The organism is Acidithiobacillus sulfurivorans (assembly GCF_018853815.1).
Taxonomy (GTDB): domain Bacteria; phylum Pseudomonadota; class Gammaproteobacteria; order Acidithiobacillales; family Acidithiobacillaceae; genus Acidithiobacillus; species Acidithiobacillus sulfurivorans.
In genome coordinates this window covers 80548-97197 of record NZ_JAAOMP010000153.1, presented here as the reverse complement: position 1 = coordinate 97197, position 16650 = coordinate 80548, and the positions used below count along the sequence as shown (strand labels likewise).

Here is a 16650-nt window from a genome sequence, read left to right as displayed (position 1 = left end):
TTCATGGCTGGCAGCAGTTTTGGGGAGTGTTTCCGGGTGAGCACCTTTGGCGAAAGTCATGGACCGGCTATTGGCTGTATTATTGACGGCTGTCCACCGGGAATGCCCCTGGCACCGGAAGATATACAGGGTGATCTGGATCGGCGCCGTCCGGGGCAGTCACGCCACACCACCCAGCGCCAGGAAAAAGATCAGGTAGAAATACTTTCGGGTGTGTTCGAAGGGGTGACCACTGGAACACCCATCGGCCTGCTGATTCGCAATACCGACCAACGCTCTCAGGATTACAGTAAAATCAAGGATCTGTTCCGTCCTGGTCATGCAGATTATACGTATCTGCAAAAATACGGATTACGGGATTATCGGGGAGGGGGGCGCTCATCGGCTCGCGAAACCGCGACGCGAGTTGCGGCGGGTGCCGTCGCTCGTAAATTTCTCAAAGATCGGCTGGGCATGGAAATCCTTGCCTGGATGGCGCAGATGGGGACTGTAAAGGTCCAGTCGTTTGATGCTGCTGAAATTTTTCAAAATGACTTTTTTTGTCCCGATGCCAGCGCCGCAGCACAAATGGCAGAGTTTCTGGATGCATTACGTAAAGAAGGTGATTCCATCGGTGCCCGGGTCGATGCCCGGGTTACGGGCATGCCGACAGGACTGGGTGAACCCGTTTTTGATCGCCTGGAAGCAGACATTGCCAAAGCCATGATGAGTATTAACGCGGTGAAGGCCGTAGCTATGGGAGATGGTTTTGCCGTAGTCGAGCAGCGCGGCAGTCAGCACGGCGATGCGATGACCCCGGACGGTTTTCTGAGTAATCATGCCGGCGGGGTGTTGGGCGGAATATCTTCTGGTCAGGATCTGACGCTTTCGGTTGCCATCAAACCTACCTCCAGTATCCGTATTCCCCGTCAAAGTATTGATATTCATGGTCTGTCCCAGGAAGTGATAACCACCGGTCGCCATGACCCCTGTGTGGGTATTCGTGCGGTACCCATTGTTGAAGCCATGCTGGCTTTGACTTTGATGGATCACTGGATGCGCCACCGCGCCCAGAATGGAGATGTACAGTCTCCACTTCCCCCTATTTCTGCATAAATAATGGGCATTGAACGGGAAGGGGGCTGGCTCGCCACCTTCTATTTTGTTTATTTCTGCGCCTTGGGTGCGTTTATGCCCTACTGGGGACCCTGGTTGCATGCTCAGGGTCAGACCCCTATGGCTATTGGCATCCTCACCGCTGCCGTACAATTCAGTAAAGTTCTGGCGCCCAATCTCTGGGGATGGTTATCCCACTTCTGGGGGAGCCGCCGGATTGTGATGCTGGGGACTTTGCTCACCGCTGCCGGATTTCTGGCACTGGAATTCAGCGCCGGTCATTTCCTGGTCATTCTGCTCATCACCTTGGCATTTTCTTTTTTCTGGGCCGCAACGTTGCCATTGGTGGATGCGGCCACTATGGACTGGACGCAGCGCCGCTCGGCCTCTTATGGCCGCATCCGCTTGTGGGGTTCATTAGGCTTTATTGTGCTATCCCTGGGAATGGGAGTGTTCATCAGCAACTGGGGAATGCGCGCATTTTTACCCGGTATTCTGGTGTTTTTAGTGCTTGCCTGGTGGGTAAGCCGTCATTTGCCCTACGCAACCCATACCCATCCTTCGCATCAGCTGCGCCCGCGCATGAGTCCGGTGTTGCGGGATGCCGGGCTCTGGTTTTTTTTGTTGGCGGGCCTGCTCGAACAGGCCAGTCACGGCGTATATTATGCATTTTATTCGATTTATGCCGAGGCGCATGGGCTTAGCAGTAGTAGTGTTGGCATGCTTTGGGGTTTTGCCGTGCTTTGCGAAGTAGCCTTTTTCTGGTGGGGAGATCGTTTTACCCGTCGCTTTGGTGTGCCACTGGTTTTTACGGCCTCCTTTTTTCTGACCGCGCTGCGCTGGGGAGTGATTGCCTGGTGGCCGGGTTTACTCTGGATCGTTCTTGTCCAGAGCCTGCATGCAGCCAGTTATGCAGCTTTTCATCTGGCCGCTGTACACTGGGTATCTGATCGTTTTCCCGGAGCCTTGCGGGCCCGGGGCATGGCGCTTTATGCCAGTATGGTGTATGGCCTGGGCGGCGGCATTGGTGCCCTTGCTGCGGGCTGGTCCTGGGCCCATTGGGGTGGACAGCTGACTTTTGCTGCTGCCGGTCTGGTAGCCTTGCTGGCCAGTGTTTTTCTGATCAAAGGATTGCGGGGATCACCTGCCCTTGAAAAAAAGACCAGCTGATCCCATGTGATGGTCAACGTTTATTCCATGGAGCTTTAGCATGCGCACCGATAAATTGACCACTAAATTTCAACAGGCTTTTCAGGATGCTCAAAGCCTTGCTCTCGCTCAGGATCATCAACAAATTGAACCCATCCATTTTTTGATCGCTTTTCTGGATCAGGAGGGGGGGATTGCCCGGCCGGTTCTTGCCAAAGCTGGCGTGCAGGTTGATGCCCTGCGCAATCAGCTGAATCGCGCACTGGAAGGCATGCCCAAGGTGCATGGTCAGCCAGGCGAAGTGCAGGTGAGTCGTGACTTGACCAACATGTTCAATCTGGCCGATAAAATCAGCCAGAAACGCGGCGACAGCTTTATTTCTACCGAGCATTTTCTGCTCGCCCTGCTGGAAGACAAGGGCGAGGCCGGACGCTTGCTGAAAGCTGCAGGGGCCACCAGCAAGGATCTTGAGCAGGCCGTTCATGATCTCCATGGCGGCGAAAAAATCAACGACGCCAATGCCGAAGAACAGCGTCAGGCGCTGGAAAAATACACCACTGATTACACCGAAAGGGCCAGACAGGGCAAGCTGGATCCGGTCATTGGGCGCGACGATGAAATTCGCCGCACCATTCAGGTATTGTTGCGACGCAGCAAAAATAATCCGGTGTTGATTGGTGAACCCGGCGTCGGCAAAACGGCCATCGTTGAGGGGCTGGCTTTGCGTATAGTCAATGGCGAAGTGCCGGAATCCCTGCGCGACAAGCGCCTGCTGGGTCTGGATTTGGGGGCCTTGATTGCGGGTGCCAAGTTTCGGGGTGAATTTGAAGAACGTCTTAAGGCTCTCTTAACAGATCTTGAAAAAAGTGAAGGGAAAATCATTCTTTTCATTGATGAAATTCATACCTTGGTAGGGGCTGGTAAGGCTGAAGGTTCCATGGATGCGGGCAATATGCTCAAACCGGCGTTGGCGCGGGGTGAACTGCACTGTATTGGCGCCACTACTCTGGATGAATATCGCAAATACATTGAAAAAGATGCGGCGCTGGAACGCCGTTTTCAGCGGGTACTGGTCGATGAACCCAGTGTCGAAGACAGTATTGCCATTTTGCGGGGTCTCAAGGAGCGTTATGAGGCACATCATGGGGTACGCATTACCGATCCGGCGTTGGTGGCGGCTGCCCAGTTATCGCATCGTTATATTCCAGATCGAAACCTTCCCGATAAAGCCATTGACCTGATGGATGAAGCAGCATCGCGCATCAAAATGGAAATTGATTCCAAACCTCAGGAACTGGATGAACTGGAACGACGTATCATTCAGTTGAATATTGAGCGGGTCGCGCTGGAAAAGGAAAAAGATGAAGCAAGCTTGAAGCGTCTGGATATTTTACAGACGCAAATCAAGGAGCTGGATAAAAAATATCAGGACCTGGAAGAAGTCTGGAAAGGTGAAAAACTGACTATCGAAGGCACTTCGCAAATTCAGAAAGAACTGGACCGCAAACGTGTGGATCTGGATACAGCGCGCCGCGCCAATGATCTGGAGCGCATGGCAGAATTACAATATAGCGTCATTCCTGCCCTCGAAGCCCAGATCAAAGCGGCTGAAACTCAAGGCGAAGGCGCAAAGCAAAAAAAGCTGACGCTGCTCCGCACTGAAGTCGGCGAAGAAGAAATAGCTGAGGTCGTGGCCCGCTGGACAGGTATTCCCGTTTCGAAAATGCTCGAAGGTGAAAAAGAAAAGCTGTTGAAAATGGAAGAACGCCTGCAGGCGCGGGTAGTGGGACAAAGTGAGGCAGTGGCTGCAGTTGCCAATGCCATTCGCCGTTCCCGTGCAGGGCTTTCTGATCCACGCCGTCCCAACGGTTCATTTTTGTTTCTCGGGCCTACCGGGGTGGGCAAGACCGAATTGACCAAGGCATTGGCAGAATTTCTGTTCGACAGTGAAGATCTGCTGGTCCGTATTGATATGAGTGAATTTATGGAGAAGCACTCGGTAGCGCGATTAATTGGTGCCCCGCCCGGATATGTCGGCTATGAAGAAGGCGGCTATTTGACCGAAGCGGTGCGACGTAAACCCTACTCGGTAGTTCTGCTCGATGAAGTGGAAAAAGCCCATGCCGATGTGTTCAATGTCCTTTTGCAGGTGCTCGATGATGGTCGCTTGACGGATGGGCAGGGTCGCACGGTGGATTTTCGGAATACGGTCATTGTCATGACTTCCAATCTTGGTTCGGACCGGATTCAGGAATTCAGTCGAAGCGGCAATTATGACGCCATGCGGGTCGCCGTAATGGATGTGGTTCAGGATCATTTTCGTCCGGAATTCCTAAATCGTATTGATGAGATGGTCATTTTCCATCCACTGACGGCTGTGCAACTTCGGGAAATTACCAGTCTCCAGATGGACGCTTTGCGAGCCCGCCTGAAAGAGCGGGATATGGATTTGTTGTTAAGTGAGGGGGCGTTAGATCGTCTTGCCGAAGTGGGTTATGACCCGGTTTACGGAGCCCGTCCCCTGAAGCGAGTCATTCAGCGGGAAATCGAAAACCCTCTTGCCCAGCGTTTACTGCGCGGGGATTTCAGTCCGGGTGAAATCATTGAAGTGATGCTTGAAGGCGATAATTTCACCTTCACCCCGCGTCGGCTGCACTGATTTATTCTGAACACGGCGGTTGGCTGGGCGGCTTTTTGCGCCAACGTTACGGAGTTCGAGCAGATGCAATTGCCGCTCGGCCAACTGAAAAATCACCACCCCAGTGGCGACAAAGTCGATTCAGTCCAGGCTCGGAGGCGAGCAGGTCAGGGGGGCGTGTCTGTAGCTTGTACAGACAAGTCAGGGCTTCTCTGATGTCTGCAAAATGGTTGTAGCCGAAGCCGTCTTCAACCATTTTCTGGGGCTCTGGCCAACCGCTGTCAATTCCTTCACAAATCATTCACTCAGATGCCCAATCATATGGTGGCAGAACATCCGGCAAGCTATATATCATGATAATTACCTTAATATCATAATGTTAAAATATTTTATCAATCTTGTGGTTTATGTTAATTCTCCAATAATTTGTTTTATTTCATAATAGTTTTTTTGAGCCTTGATGCCAGAACGCTTGATTGTTATTAGATATTTAGATAATCTTCTATATATGAATGCTCAACCTCTTTTTCAGGCTTTAGCTGATCCTAGCCGTAGGCAGATTCTCAGAATTCTTGAGAAGGAGCCTTTTTCGGTTGGGGATCTGGCCCGGCATTTTACGTTTTCCCTGGCATCACTATCTCACCACCTCTCAATCCTTCGGTCCGCCGACCTCGTGCGCACAGAACGTAGGGGACAACAAATTTTTTACTTTCTGAATACATCAATTACTGAAGATTTGTACCGACTGATCATAGAGTTATTGGAAATCACATCTGGTGAGTCGGCCATCACCTCAGGAGAGTCCAGATGAAATTTCCGTCACTTTCGTTTGCCAACGTCATTTTTGTGGTCGCGAGTTGGGGCTTAGTCTTTATATTTTACAATCACTTGCCAAACCCTGTGCCGATTCATTGGAATAGTTCTGACCATATCAATGGCGCGATGGATAAACCGTGGGGAGCTCTCTGGGTGCCTTTGACTGTTACGGTTTTGTGGGTTTTCCTGTACTTACTGCCGATCATATCCCCTCGCGGTTTTCGTATGGACAGTTTCATTAAAACCTGGCGGATAATAATCACGATGATCCTGGGTTGCACGTTTTTGGTTGAAACCATCGCTTTGCTTAAGGCGTCAGGATTTCCAGTCAATCTGGCACAGGTCATCCCGATTATTATTGGAGTTTTATTCATCTGGTTGAGCAATTTTATGGGAAAGCTTCGCAAGAATTTTTTCGTGGGTATACGGACACCATGGACCCTTTCCAACGATACCGCATGGTTCAAGACTCACCGGCTTGGGGCCTGGTTTTTAGCCATGTCCGGACTCACATTCATCGGAGAGGGAGTCAGAGTGTTACCTTTATGGGTTCCGCAAATCGTTCTGGCAATTTTTATAATTATTCTAATTGGTTACTCCTATCTGGTCGCGAAGAAGAATGAAGCGGAACCACCGGAGATGATCCCCTGACGCAAATATTTCATAAGAAGGCTATTCGTTCGATCGAATGCATGGGGCTGTCTAATGTTAAAACCTACCGCATCTTGGATTGCACTTTTCATATTTTGTGTATTGATTTCCACCACTGCACAGGCCGAAACTTCGAATCACTGGAGCTTCCAACTGTATGGCCCTGATTCAGTCCGGGGTACTGAGGTGCTTGTCCAAAAGCGGCTCATCAGCGGTTGGGAAATCAATGCAAACACGACAATCAAGCAGGGTTTACTTATTCTTGCACATCTGCACAGCACTATCCGAACCCGCCATGACGGAAGCACCATAGATTATGCTTCAGATGGTAGTGCGGAACATGGACAAAGAGCCTATCGGCTGCAGTTAAAAGTACAGAAGCGCAATATATCTGGAAAGCTCCAAATGAATGGGCAAACAAAAGAACTTAACTACCATATCACGTCAATATCGCCGAAAGTATATATGATCGGGAATAATTTGGTGAACGGGCTTCAAGCCATGCTCTATGGCCTGAAAGGAAAAAACACGCATGAAACCGTGTTCTTCCCATTAAAAGATCTCTGGTTAGATGCAGTTCTCCAATCTGGGAAGCAGCAGTGGTTATATGGTAAGCAACACATCACGGCATTATCAGTGCGCCTGACCCTCAACAAAGGAGGAAAGCCAGTTGTTGTGCAAACACTATGGTGCACTCCCCATCGCCATAAGCTCCTAGGTTTGACACAAGGCAACGTATCCATTATGCGTGCCGGTCTGGCGCCTTTTGCTCAGAAAATAGATACTCAGGAAAATCCCTTAACTTCCTTTTTTCCCTCGCGCTCTCGCAATGTAAAATCTATACATTTGCACTTAACCTCAATGGGTCGCGACATGGCGGGTGTATTGACAATTCCCCGTTTCGGACCAATATATGGTGCCATCCTCCTGATCGGCGGTAGTGGTCCAACCAATATGGACGGTAATAATCCACTAGGATTGCATGATTATATTTATAAGCAGTTAGCCTACGACTTTGCGGCAAATGGTTACGCCATGTTGCGTTATAATAAAGCAAGTATCAGCCCTGCCGTTGGGATAAATCCTCCTGCACTAACCTTGCAAATTTATGCTGAAGACGCAGCTGCATGGTTTTCCCTTATGGAAAAGCAAAGTAGCTTACATCGCTTACCAATGGTGTTGATGGGACACTCTGAGGGAGGGTTGGTTGCCTTGTACGCAGTGCATCATGGTTTAATCGACCCACAGAGGATGGTGTTATTGGAATGTCCAGGAGCACCTCTTCGTAAAGTTCTTTCATCACAAATGACTTATCAAGCAATATTAAGGGGCGAAAACACTTCGATAATTCATCAAATAAATAAAAATGTTGCTATTCTGGCGAACCACATTCGAAAAGCCAAAGGCGATACAATACACTTCAACGATGAATTTTTAAGGCAGTTCCCATTAGCAGAAATTTTTATGCAACCAAGTTTCCTACCATTGTTTAAAAGCCAATTTTTAGCGAATCCAGAGCATCTCATCACAGGAATAAATATTCCGACTCTAATAATTCAAGGGGACAGAGATGTGCAGGTACTTCCGTGGAATGGGAAACGATTAGAGGATGCCAACCCAGAACATGCTACACTATTATACATAAGCAAAATGAGTCATAACCTTACTACGGTGAGCAGTAGTGACATTTTGCATCCTGCGCCCCCCGGTCGCCGTCTGGATCCTGTCATGATTAAAAGTGTTATCAGTTACTTAGAGAATTAGTCTTACTGCTGGGAATTTCAATCATGTTTAATGATCTACACAACATATTACCCTCGGTTTTACTATTTCTTCTTGGCGTCGTTTCCATTGGAGTCGGACTACCTTTGTATTGGAATCAAATTCCTTCCAACCCATTTTATGGCATCCGTATTCCCAAAGCATTAGAAAGTGAAGAGTCATGGTATGCTATCAATCATGTCGGCGGTAAAAGAATTGTTGTGGCTGGTATTTGCTTTATTATGTTAGCGTTTATTTTGATTTTTTCCCCGCAAATATTTCATCATTATGACCGCCAAGAAAATGTTTTGCTTTTCCTTGGTATTGTTTCTATTGGTGTAATTATTGGAATTACAATCCCTACAAAAAGCAATAAAAAAGAGCAATGACCATCCCCGGGGTAACATCTCTATAGTTCATAATTTCTATGTTTTGAATTCTTCTGAATTGGCAGTATCTCTTTGACAGGAAGGGGGATGACGAAAATCGGCCTCAAAAGGCCATTCCTGCGAAAGTTGTCAAATGGGCAGGCCAAAGTCGCTGCAAAGCTTCCCGGCCCACCGCCGTGTTCAGGCTTACGCAGAACTCAGCGTTTGTCCTGACCCCCCAGTTGCTGCAGGGTACCCGCATCTTCCAGGGTGCTGATGTCCTGCGTTACATCCTCGCCCCGGGCAATAGAGCGTAACAATCGGCGCATGATTTTGCCCGAGCGGGTCTTGGGCAGGGCGTCGGTAAAGCGAATATCATCCGGCCGGGCAATGGCGCCAATCAATTCAGTAACCTGCACCCGCAATGCCGCGCTGAGCTCATCCCGATCATCCCCTTGATGTTGATGTTTCAGTATAACAAAAGCACAAACGGCTTCTCCCTTGATTTCATGGGGAATACCTACTACAGCAGCTTCTGCTACCGCCGGATGGGCAACCAGGGCCGATTCTATTTCGGCCGTGCCCAGGCGATGCCCGGATACATTGAGGACATCGTCAATCCGACCCATGACCCAGAAATAACCGTCCTGATCCCTACGTGCGCTGTCACCGGCTACATAGTAACGATTATTGAATTTGGCCCAATAACTTTCGATGTAACGCTCCGGATTCCCCCAGACTCCACGCAACATGCCTGGCCAAGGTTGATCAATCACCAGATAACCCCCGGCGTCGGGAGCGTCAACAGGATCTCCCTGGTCATCCACAATCCGGGCACTGATACCGGGTAAGGGGAGGGCGCAGGAGCCGGGTTTGTTGGCGGTGACGCCAGGAAGCGGCGCGATCATATGGCCGCCAGTCTCGGTTTGCCACCAGGTATCCACAATAGGGCAGCGCCCCGCACCAATTTGTTGGGAATACCACATCCACGCTTCAGGATTCATGGGCTCGCCAACGGTACCCAGCAGACGCAAACTCGATAAGTCATGCCTGGCCGGCCATTCATCGCCCATTTTCATGAAAGCCCGGACGGCAGTAGGGGCCGTGTAAAGCACGCTGATTCCATGGCGGGCTATCATTTCCCAGAAACGGTCGGGCTGGGGATACATGGGCGCGCCTTCGTACATGAAAATGGTTGCGCCATTGGCGAGGGGGCCATACACCACATAACTATGTCCGGTAATCCAGCCAACATCTGCCGTACACCAGTACACATCTTCGGGCTTAAGATCAAAAGCCCAGCGGGTGGTCAGCATAGTCCAGAGCAAATAACCGGCGCTACTGTGAAAAACGCCCTTGGGTTTGCCGGTACTACCAGAGGTATAGAGAATAAACAGCGGGTCTTCTGCAGCCATGGGCTGAGCGGGGCAGGCGGCGCTTTGTCCGGCAACAGCTTCCTCCCACCAGATGTCGCGTCCTTCCTGCATGTCGATGTCCGCACCGGTCCGGCGCAGGACAATGACCCGTTTCACGGAATGTTCGTGTTCGCGCAGCAATGCCTGATCGGCGTGATGTTTGAGAGGCACTTTTTTGCCAGCACGCCAGGCCTCATCTGCGGTAATAAGCATCACGGCAGACGTATCTTCAAGACGATTTTTAAGCGCCTCGGCAGAAAAGCCGCCAAATACTACCGTATGAATGGCACCAAGACGGGCACAGGCCAGCATGGCCACGACGGCTTCCGGGACCATGGGCATGTAAATGGCGACCCGATCACCTTTTTTGACACCTTGATGAGTGAGTGCATTGGTGAAAATGCTGACCTCCCGGTGCAACTGCGCATAAGTATAGGTGCGGACTTCTCCGGCTTCACCCTCCCAAATCAGTGCCGCTTTATGGCGCTGTGCTCCATGCAGATGACGATCCAGGCAGTTATGGGTCACATTGAGCTTGCCGTCGCTGAACCAGCGATAAAACGGCGCGTCGCTTGAGTCCAATACCGTTTTGAACTCGGTGTCCCAGTCCAGATGCTGGCGCGCCAGATCAGCCCAAAATTGCTGAGGATCGCGTGCGGCTTTTTGCTGGAGTTCTGCAAACTCCTCTGCGGTCAGGTTTGCCTGGGCGGCAAAATCTGCGGGTACTGCGAAAAGGCGGTTTTCGGTCAGACTGGAATCAATGGCATTAGTCATAAATCACTCTCAATTTTTTTGTGTGGTCCGCATGTTCAGATAATGCTTTAACATAGCATAAGGAAAAGCGTTCTTGGACTATTCGGCTACTGGTCGGCTTGAAAACTTATGCAGTGACTGCAGTTTCCTGTGCCGTGTTGCCTTCAAGAACATACAGTTCGGCTTTGGTCAGTGCTGCGGGGCTACCAAATAAAACCAGTACGTCTCCTGTTTTCAATACGGTGTCCGGGGCCGGATCGCGCCCGCGAATACCGTGCCGCCGCACGGCCACCACAGACACGCCAAAACTGGTTAAATTCAACTCGCGAAGGCTAAGGTGCAAGCCAAAAGCGGTTTCACCCAAAGGGATAGAAGCCAGTCGCGCCGAAGCCTGGTCTTCGCCGGGTTCAGAACCGCCCCAGAATGCGCCCCGGAAGAACTGGTAGCGCTCCTGACGAAAACGTCTGACCCGACGTAATACCGTGCTGATGGGGAAACCGATGAGTAATAAGGTCTGAGAGGCGAGCATCAAGGCCCCTTCGTTTACTTCCGGCACCACTTCATCGGCTCCGGCGGCTTCCAGTTTTTCCAGTTGGCTGTCGTCATGAGCACGGACCACCACCGGCAATTCTGGTCTCAACTCTTTGATTATGGAAAGAACCCGCTGACTGGACGCCACATTGGCATAGGTGATCACCACCGCCCGCGCCGAGAATATCCCCGCTGCCTGCAAAACGTCACGCCGACTGGCATCCCCATAAAATATGGACTCTCCCGCAGACTGCGCTTGACGGACCCGCACCGGATCCAGATCCAGGGCAATAAAAGGAATAGCTTCTTCTTCGAGTACCCGGCCTACACTTTGACCAACCCGACCATATCCACAAAGCACCACGTGGGCCTTGAGATCAGCAGCGCGTATTTCAGTGAGTTGCTGATCACGATGATTGCGGTAACTTCCCACCAATTTGCGCGCAATCCAGCCATTACGTTCTACCAGAATGGGTGCCAACATCATGGACAACAACATACCGCCCAACACAGGCTGCAACACATGCGCGGGTAACAATTGGTATTGATTGGCCAGTGCCAGCAATACAAAACCAAATTCTCCTGCCTGCGCGAGGACAATGGCAGAGCGCAATGCCACTCCGGATTCATAACCGAATAATCGACTCAGCCCCCAAACCAGAAAGCCTTTTAGAAACACAATCAGCAACAACACAGTGAGCACCCAGGCAATATTCGCCCACCAGGCGGGCAAATCCACTAACATACCGATGGTGACAAAAAACAGCCCCAGCAGAATATCGCGAAAGGGCGCAATATCTGCTTCTACCTGATAGCGATAAGCGGTTTCGGAAATCAGCATGCCCGCTACAAATGCGCCCAAAGCCAAAGAAAGCCCGGCCTGTTCTGTAATCCACGCCAGAGCCAGGGTCACCAGTAACACATTGAGCATGAACAGCTCGGTAGATTTGCGGTTGGCAACCAACTGAAACCAGGGCCGCATTATTGGCCGGCCAATGACCAGCAACACCAGTAAAACTATCACCGCTTTCAGTCCGGCCATGGCGAGATCATGAGGAAGGTTTTTGGCGGATCCTGCCAGCGCTGGAATCAGAATCAGCAAGGGTACTACGGCCAAATCCTGAAACAGCAGCACACTGACCGCTATACGACCATGACGAGACTGCATTTCCATTTTCTCGGCCAGTGCACGGATTACCATGGCCGTCGATGACATCGCCAGAATGCCGCCGAGAATCACGCCGGTTTTCCAGGAAAGGGGAATAATCAGGGCAATACCCACAAAAATAACGCTGGTGAGCAAAACCTGAGCAGCGCCCATACCAAAGATCAGTCGTCGCATGCTCATGAATTGTGAAAGACTGAATTCCAGCCCAATGCTGAACATCAGAAACACCACACCAAATTCTGCCAGTTGACGGGTGCTGGCCAGATCGGGCACGACAGCAAGGGCATGCGGTCCGAGAATGACGCCGGTCAGCAGATAAGCGAATACTGCGGGCAACTGCAAAAAGCGCAGCACCCCCACCAGGATCACGCCCGTAGCGAGTAGCAAGATGATGATTAGCAGTCCCTGATCGTGCATAGGTCTCCTCAGCAAAAACGCCAGAATCTAAGTCATGGCGCTTGCGTGGTTTTCATAGGTAGGGTCGACTGAGTATTTTCACTCCCCGAAAGGGATATGGGCTTATGTTCGGCAGCTGCCCACTTTCTGTTATCATAACCGGAAAAGGAGAATCGCGCATGTATATTGTCACGGGCGGAGTTGGATTCATCGGCTCCAATATTGTTAATTCACTGAATAAACAGGGTATTTCAGATATTCTCGTGGTCGACCACCTGACCCGCGCAGACAAGTTTCTCAACCTCACCGATCTGGAAATTGCCGACTACATGGAAGCTGAGCGTCTTCTGGAGTTGATTGAGCGTGATCAGCTGCAAGGCGTGGAAGCCGTTTTTCATGAAGGTGCCTGTTCCGATACCATGGCCACGGATGGTCGTTATGTCATGGAAAATAATTATGCTTTCAGCAAGGCGTTACTGCATTGGTGTCAACGGCACAATGTTCCTTTTCTGTATGCATCCAGTGCTTCTGTTTACGGCATGACCGGCAGTTTTACGGAAGAACGCCAGGCTGAGTCTCCCCTGAATATTTATGGTTTCAGCAAGTTTCAGTTTGATCAGTATTTACGGCGCATGTGGAATGAGTTGAAGGCCCCAGTACATGGTTTTCGCTACTTCAATGTCTATGGCCCCCGGGAGTTTCATAAGGGTCGCATGGCTTCTGTGGCTATGCATTTTTACAAGCAATATCGGTTGGATGGGCATGTGCATCTGTTCGCGGGCAGTGCAGGTTATGAGGATGGGGAGCAACGTCGAGATTTTATTCACGTAGATGACGTAGTGTCCGTCAATATGCACTTTCTGGATCATCCACGCTGCGGTATTTATAACGTGGGCACGGGGCAGGCTCAGAGCTTCAATGATGTGGCTGTTACAGTGGTCAACAGCATGCGGCGTATGGCTGGTGAGGAAACGCACGATTTACCTGGCCTGCAAAAATCCCAAACCATCCGCTATATCAGCATGCCTGAAGCACTCCATGGTAAATATCAAAGTTTCACTCAGGCAGACATTCGTCAATTACGCGCTGCCGGTTACAGCAAAACCTTTCTCTCCGTAGAACAGGGAGTGGAGCGTTACATCGACTGGCTGGCTGAACGGGATCAATAATGGATACGCGGGTACTCATCACCGGCGTTGCCGGATTCATTGGATTTCACCTGGCGCGGCGCTTGCTGGCCGATGGATGGATTGTGCAGGGCCTTGATAATCTTAACGACTATTATGATCCTAACCTCAAAAAAGATCGTCTCGCTCAACTGGAAGGACATCCGGCTTTTCAGTTTAAAAAAATCGATCTGGCAGATCGCTCCGCCATGGAAACGCTTTTTGCGGGACCCCATTTTGATGTGGTGATTCATCTGGCCGCTCAGGCTGGTGTGCGTTATTCATTGCAGGCTCCGCACAGTTATGTGGACAGTAATGTGACCGGTTTCTTGCACATCCTTGAGGGATGTCGGGCGCAAAAGGTCGGGCATTTACTTTTTGCGTCTTCCAGCTCTGTGTATGGTGCCAACAGTCAACTTCCTTACAGCGTTCACGATCCGGTGGATCATCCAGTCAGCCTCTATGCGGCCACCAAGCGGGCAGGGGAGTTGATGGCGCATAGTTATGCGCACCTGTATGGCATTCCTTGTACGGGTTTGCGTTTTTTTACCGTATATGGTCCCTGGGGAAGGCCGGACATGGCGTATTTTAGCTTCACCCAAAAAATTCTTGGCGGTGAAAAAATTCCGGTATTCAATCATGGAAAAATGCAGCGGGATTTTACTTATATTGACGACATCATAGAAGGTGTTACCCGTCTTGTTCCGAAAATACCCGGCCCTCAGGCCTTCTGGCCTGCAGATCCGGCATCAAGTGCCGCGCCTTTTCAGATACACAATATCGGCAATCATACACCGGTAGCCCTGACGGACTTCATTCAAACGCTGGAAGAGTGCCTGGATAAAAAAGCAGAAATCGAATGGCTGCCCATGCAGGATGGAGATGTGGTGGCTACTTACGCGGATGTCTCTGCGCTTCAGGAGGCCGTCGCTTTTGCTCCGGACACGCCCTTGCGCACAGGATTGCAACACTTTGTGGACTGGTACCGTCGGTATTATGGCAATGCCCAATAAGCCACTTCATCTTCAATCCATTCATTTACGCAGCCACACGGAATTTATTTGGCATCAACTGCGTTATACCGCCATTGGGCTGGGTTTTATGGCCATCTCTTTGGGGGTCGGTATCCTGGGCTATCATTTTCTGGGGCAGATCAACTGGATCAACAGCCTGCTCAATGCCAGCATGATTCTGAGTGGTATGGGGCCGGTGTCCAGTCTGCATGGGTCTGTCGCTAAGCTTTTTGCCAGCGCCTACGCTCTATATTCGGGCATTGTCTATCTGGCAGTTTCTGCTGTTCTTCTTTACCCGATCGTCACGAGGCTCCTGAAGACTTTACATCTTCAGGCCCTTAACACCGCTTCGGATAATTTGCATTCAAAGCCGAACGTCTATGAAGATGATGAATAATCAGCAGGCTGTTTTCCCGGAGTAAATGCCGGCACCTGCTGAAACACTCCTCTCAGAGGTTTTTTGTTCCACCCAACTGCGGCCGGAACGAAAACTCATCCATTGCTTTGCGTCATAATCATAGAGTTTGCAGGTGCTGAATATTCGGCGCACGGCTCTAAAACTAAAACGCATTTCATGTAGATATATACCATAGGCCGAGCGCAGGTCTTCATAAGCTGCTTCAAGATGATAATACGGGATGCGCGGATCTACATGATGAGGCGCATGAATCAGGATGTTATGAATAAGCATCTCGCTGATTTTTGAACAACGCACGACTGTACTGCAATATAGTTGGCCAACACTCTGACTCCATTCTTCTTTTTCCATAAAAAAGGGGATGTCAGGATGGGTGTGATGAAGGTAAACAAAAAGGGCAATGTAGTAATTGAAAACCAGAAAGGGGAGCAGTACTGCTGCAACAAAGCCCATCGGACCTGCCGCCCACCAAGAGAATGCAGAAAAAACCAAGAAAAACAGTGCGGTAATGATTTTACTTAAGGTAAAAGCACGCCTGTTTTTCTGGTCTGCTTTGAAACGCACCATTCCGGGCCACCATACGCGCAGCAGATAATGCAAGGCACAGGTATAAGGGCTCCGCTCCAGACGATATATCAGTTTTTGAAAGGTGCTTTTTTGGCGATATTCCTGGGGTGTTAATGGTTTCCAGATCCAGTCAATGGGGCTCAGACTGGTAAACCCATGATGTACGCGATTATGTCCAAAAGCCCATAGGCGATACATATTGAAGGAAGGCAACATGAACAGCGTGCCCAATACTTCGGCCAGATGCCGATTTTCAAATAAGGCGCCATGTGCGGCATCGTGGGCCCAGACAAACATGAAAGCGACAGCAGATCCTGCCAACAAGCCGAGCAGTAGCTGTGCCCACCAATGGGGAATCAACAATATGCCAGTAATCGCCGCTAGATAAAGCACTGCGTCAAAAGCATAGCTGAACAAAGCCTTGCTGATATCGCGTTGATAACATTCCGGACGAATAGCCTGGCGAACAGTCTGAATTTTCAGCGATTTCAATGCTTCAAAGTGCTTTGCTGGATCTGCTTCCATCTGAGTCGCCCCTATATAAATATAATAGTACATCATTATACATATTAAACCGCGATCACCAAGTATTTTTGAATGCCTGGTCGAGCCGGTCTTGGAACTCACTGCCAGACCAGCAGGCAGGGCCGGTATTTGGCATGGGAAAAATTAGTGCTAACATGATACGGTCATTTGCGCTATAAATGATGCGTAACTGAAGCTGTCATCCTGTATTAACTATTAG

Annotated in this window: 13 protein-coding genes; 10 read left to right on the top strand and 3 right to left on the bottom strand. The window is 50.2% G+C overall.

What is annotated here, in order from left to right; genetic code table 11:
* Positions 1 to 3 precede the first annotated feature (3 nt).
* The 7 genes from aroC (at position 4) to HAP95_RS14095 (ending at position 8499) form a co-directional block, all read left to right on the top strand.
* Complete coding sequence (gene aroC, locus HAP95_RS14125; protein ID WP_215884794.1) at positions 4 to 1095, top strand: chorismate synthase; 1092 nt, start codon at positions 4 to 6, stop codon at positions 1093 to 1095.
* Between the two features lie 3 nt (positions 1096 to 1098).
* Positions 1099 to 2265 carry an MFS transporter gene (locus tag HAP95_RS14120; protein ID WP_215884793.1) on the top strand — a complete coding sequence of 389 codons (1167 nt, stop codon included), beginning with the start codon at positions 1099 to 1101 and terminating at the stop codon, positions 2263 to 2265.
* Positions 2266 to 2305: 40 nt separating this feature from the next.
* Entirely contained in the window at positions 2306 to 4903 is a 2598-nt protein-coding gene (gene clpB / locus HAP95_RS14115; RefSeq protein WP_215884792.1) for an ATP-dependent chaperone ClpB, read from the top strand.
* A 439-nt stretch (positions 4904 to 5342) separates the two neighbouring features.
* Positions 5343 to 5693 (top strand): metalloregulator ArsR/SmtB family transcription factor, encoded by a 351-nt coding sequence (locus HAP95_RS17570; RefSeq protein ID WP_215884791.1) that lies wholly within the window; start codon positions 5343 to 5345, stop codon positions 5691 to 5693.
* Positions 5690 to 6349 (top strand): SdpI family protein, encoded by a 660-nt coding sequence (locus HAP95_RS14105; protein WP_215884790.1) that lies wholly within the window; start codon positions 5690 to 5692, stop codon positions 6347 to 6349. Before HAP95_RS17570 ends, HAP95_RS14105 begins: the two co-directional genes overlap by 4 nt.
* Positions 6350 to 6403: 54 nt before the next feature.
* Positions 6404 to 8113, top strand: a complete 1710-nt coding sequence (locus HAP95_RS14100) for an alpha/beta hydrolase (protein ID WP_215884789.1) — start codon at positions 6404 to 6406, stop codon at positions 8111 to 8113.
* 23 nt (positions 8114 to 8136) lie between these two features.
* A complete protein-coding gene (locus tag HAP95_RS14095; RefSeq protein WP_215884788.1) occupies positions 8137 to 8499 on the top strand; it encodes an SdpI family protein in 363 nt (120 codons plus the stop codon).
* 197 nt (positions 8500 to 8696) lie between these two features.
* Here the strand turns inward: HAP95_RS14095 and acs are convergent, their stop codons facing one another.
* Both acs and HAP95_RS14085 read right to left on the bottom strand, forming a co-directional pair.
* Positions 8697 to 10667: an acetate--CoA ligase gene (gene acs, locus HAP95_RS14090; RefSeq protein WP_215884787.1), complete on the bottom strand. Its 1971-nt coding sequence runs from the start codon at positions 10665 to 10667 to the stop codon at positions 8697 to 8699.
* Between the two features lie 106 nt (positions 10668 to 10773).
* On the bottom strand, positions 10774 to 12762 hold the full coding sequence (locus HAP95_RS14085) for a monovalent cation:proton antiporter family protein (RefSeq protein ID WP_215884786.1): 1989 nt from the start codon (positions 12760 to 12762) through the stop codon (positions 10774 to 10776).
* Positions 12763 to 12920: 158 nt separating this feature from the next.
* Between HAP95_RS14085 and rfaD the strand changes: the two genes are divergently transcribed.
* From rfaD to HAP95_RS14070, 3 genes are read left to right on the top strand one after another with little or no spacing between them, the layout of a single operon-like run.
* Entirely contained in the window at positions 12921 to 13910 is a 990-nt protein-coding gene (gene rfaD / locus HAP95_RS14080; RefSeq protein WP_215884785.1) for an ADP-glyceromanno-heptose 6-epimerase, read from the top strand.
* Entirely contained in the window at positions 13910 to 14920 is a 1011-nt protein-coding gene (locus tag HAP95_RS14075) for an NAD-dependent epimerase (protein ID WP_215884784.1), read from the top strand. Before rfaD ends, HAP95_RS14075 begins: the two co-directional genes overlap by 1 nt.
* On the top strand, positions 14910 to 15317 hold the full coding sequence (locus HAP95_RS14070) for a hypothetical protein (protein ID WP_215884783.1): 408 nt from the start codon (positions 14910 to 14912) through the stop codon (positions 15315 to 15317). Before HAP95_RS14075 ends, HAP95_RS14070 begins: the two co-directional genes overlap by 11 nt.
* On the opposite strand, the gene HAP95_RS14065 is transcribed toward HAP95_RS14070, so the two are convergent.
* Entirely contained in the window at positions 15318 to 16430 is a 1113-nt protein-coding gene (locus HAP95_RS14065) for a fatty acid desaturase (RefSeq protein ID WP_215884782.1), read from the bottom strand.
* Positions 16431 to 16650 lie beyond the last annotated feature (220 nt).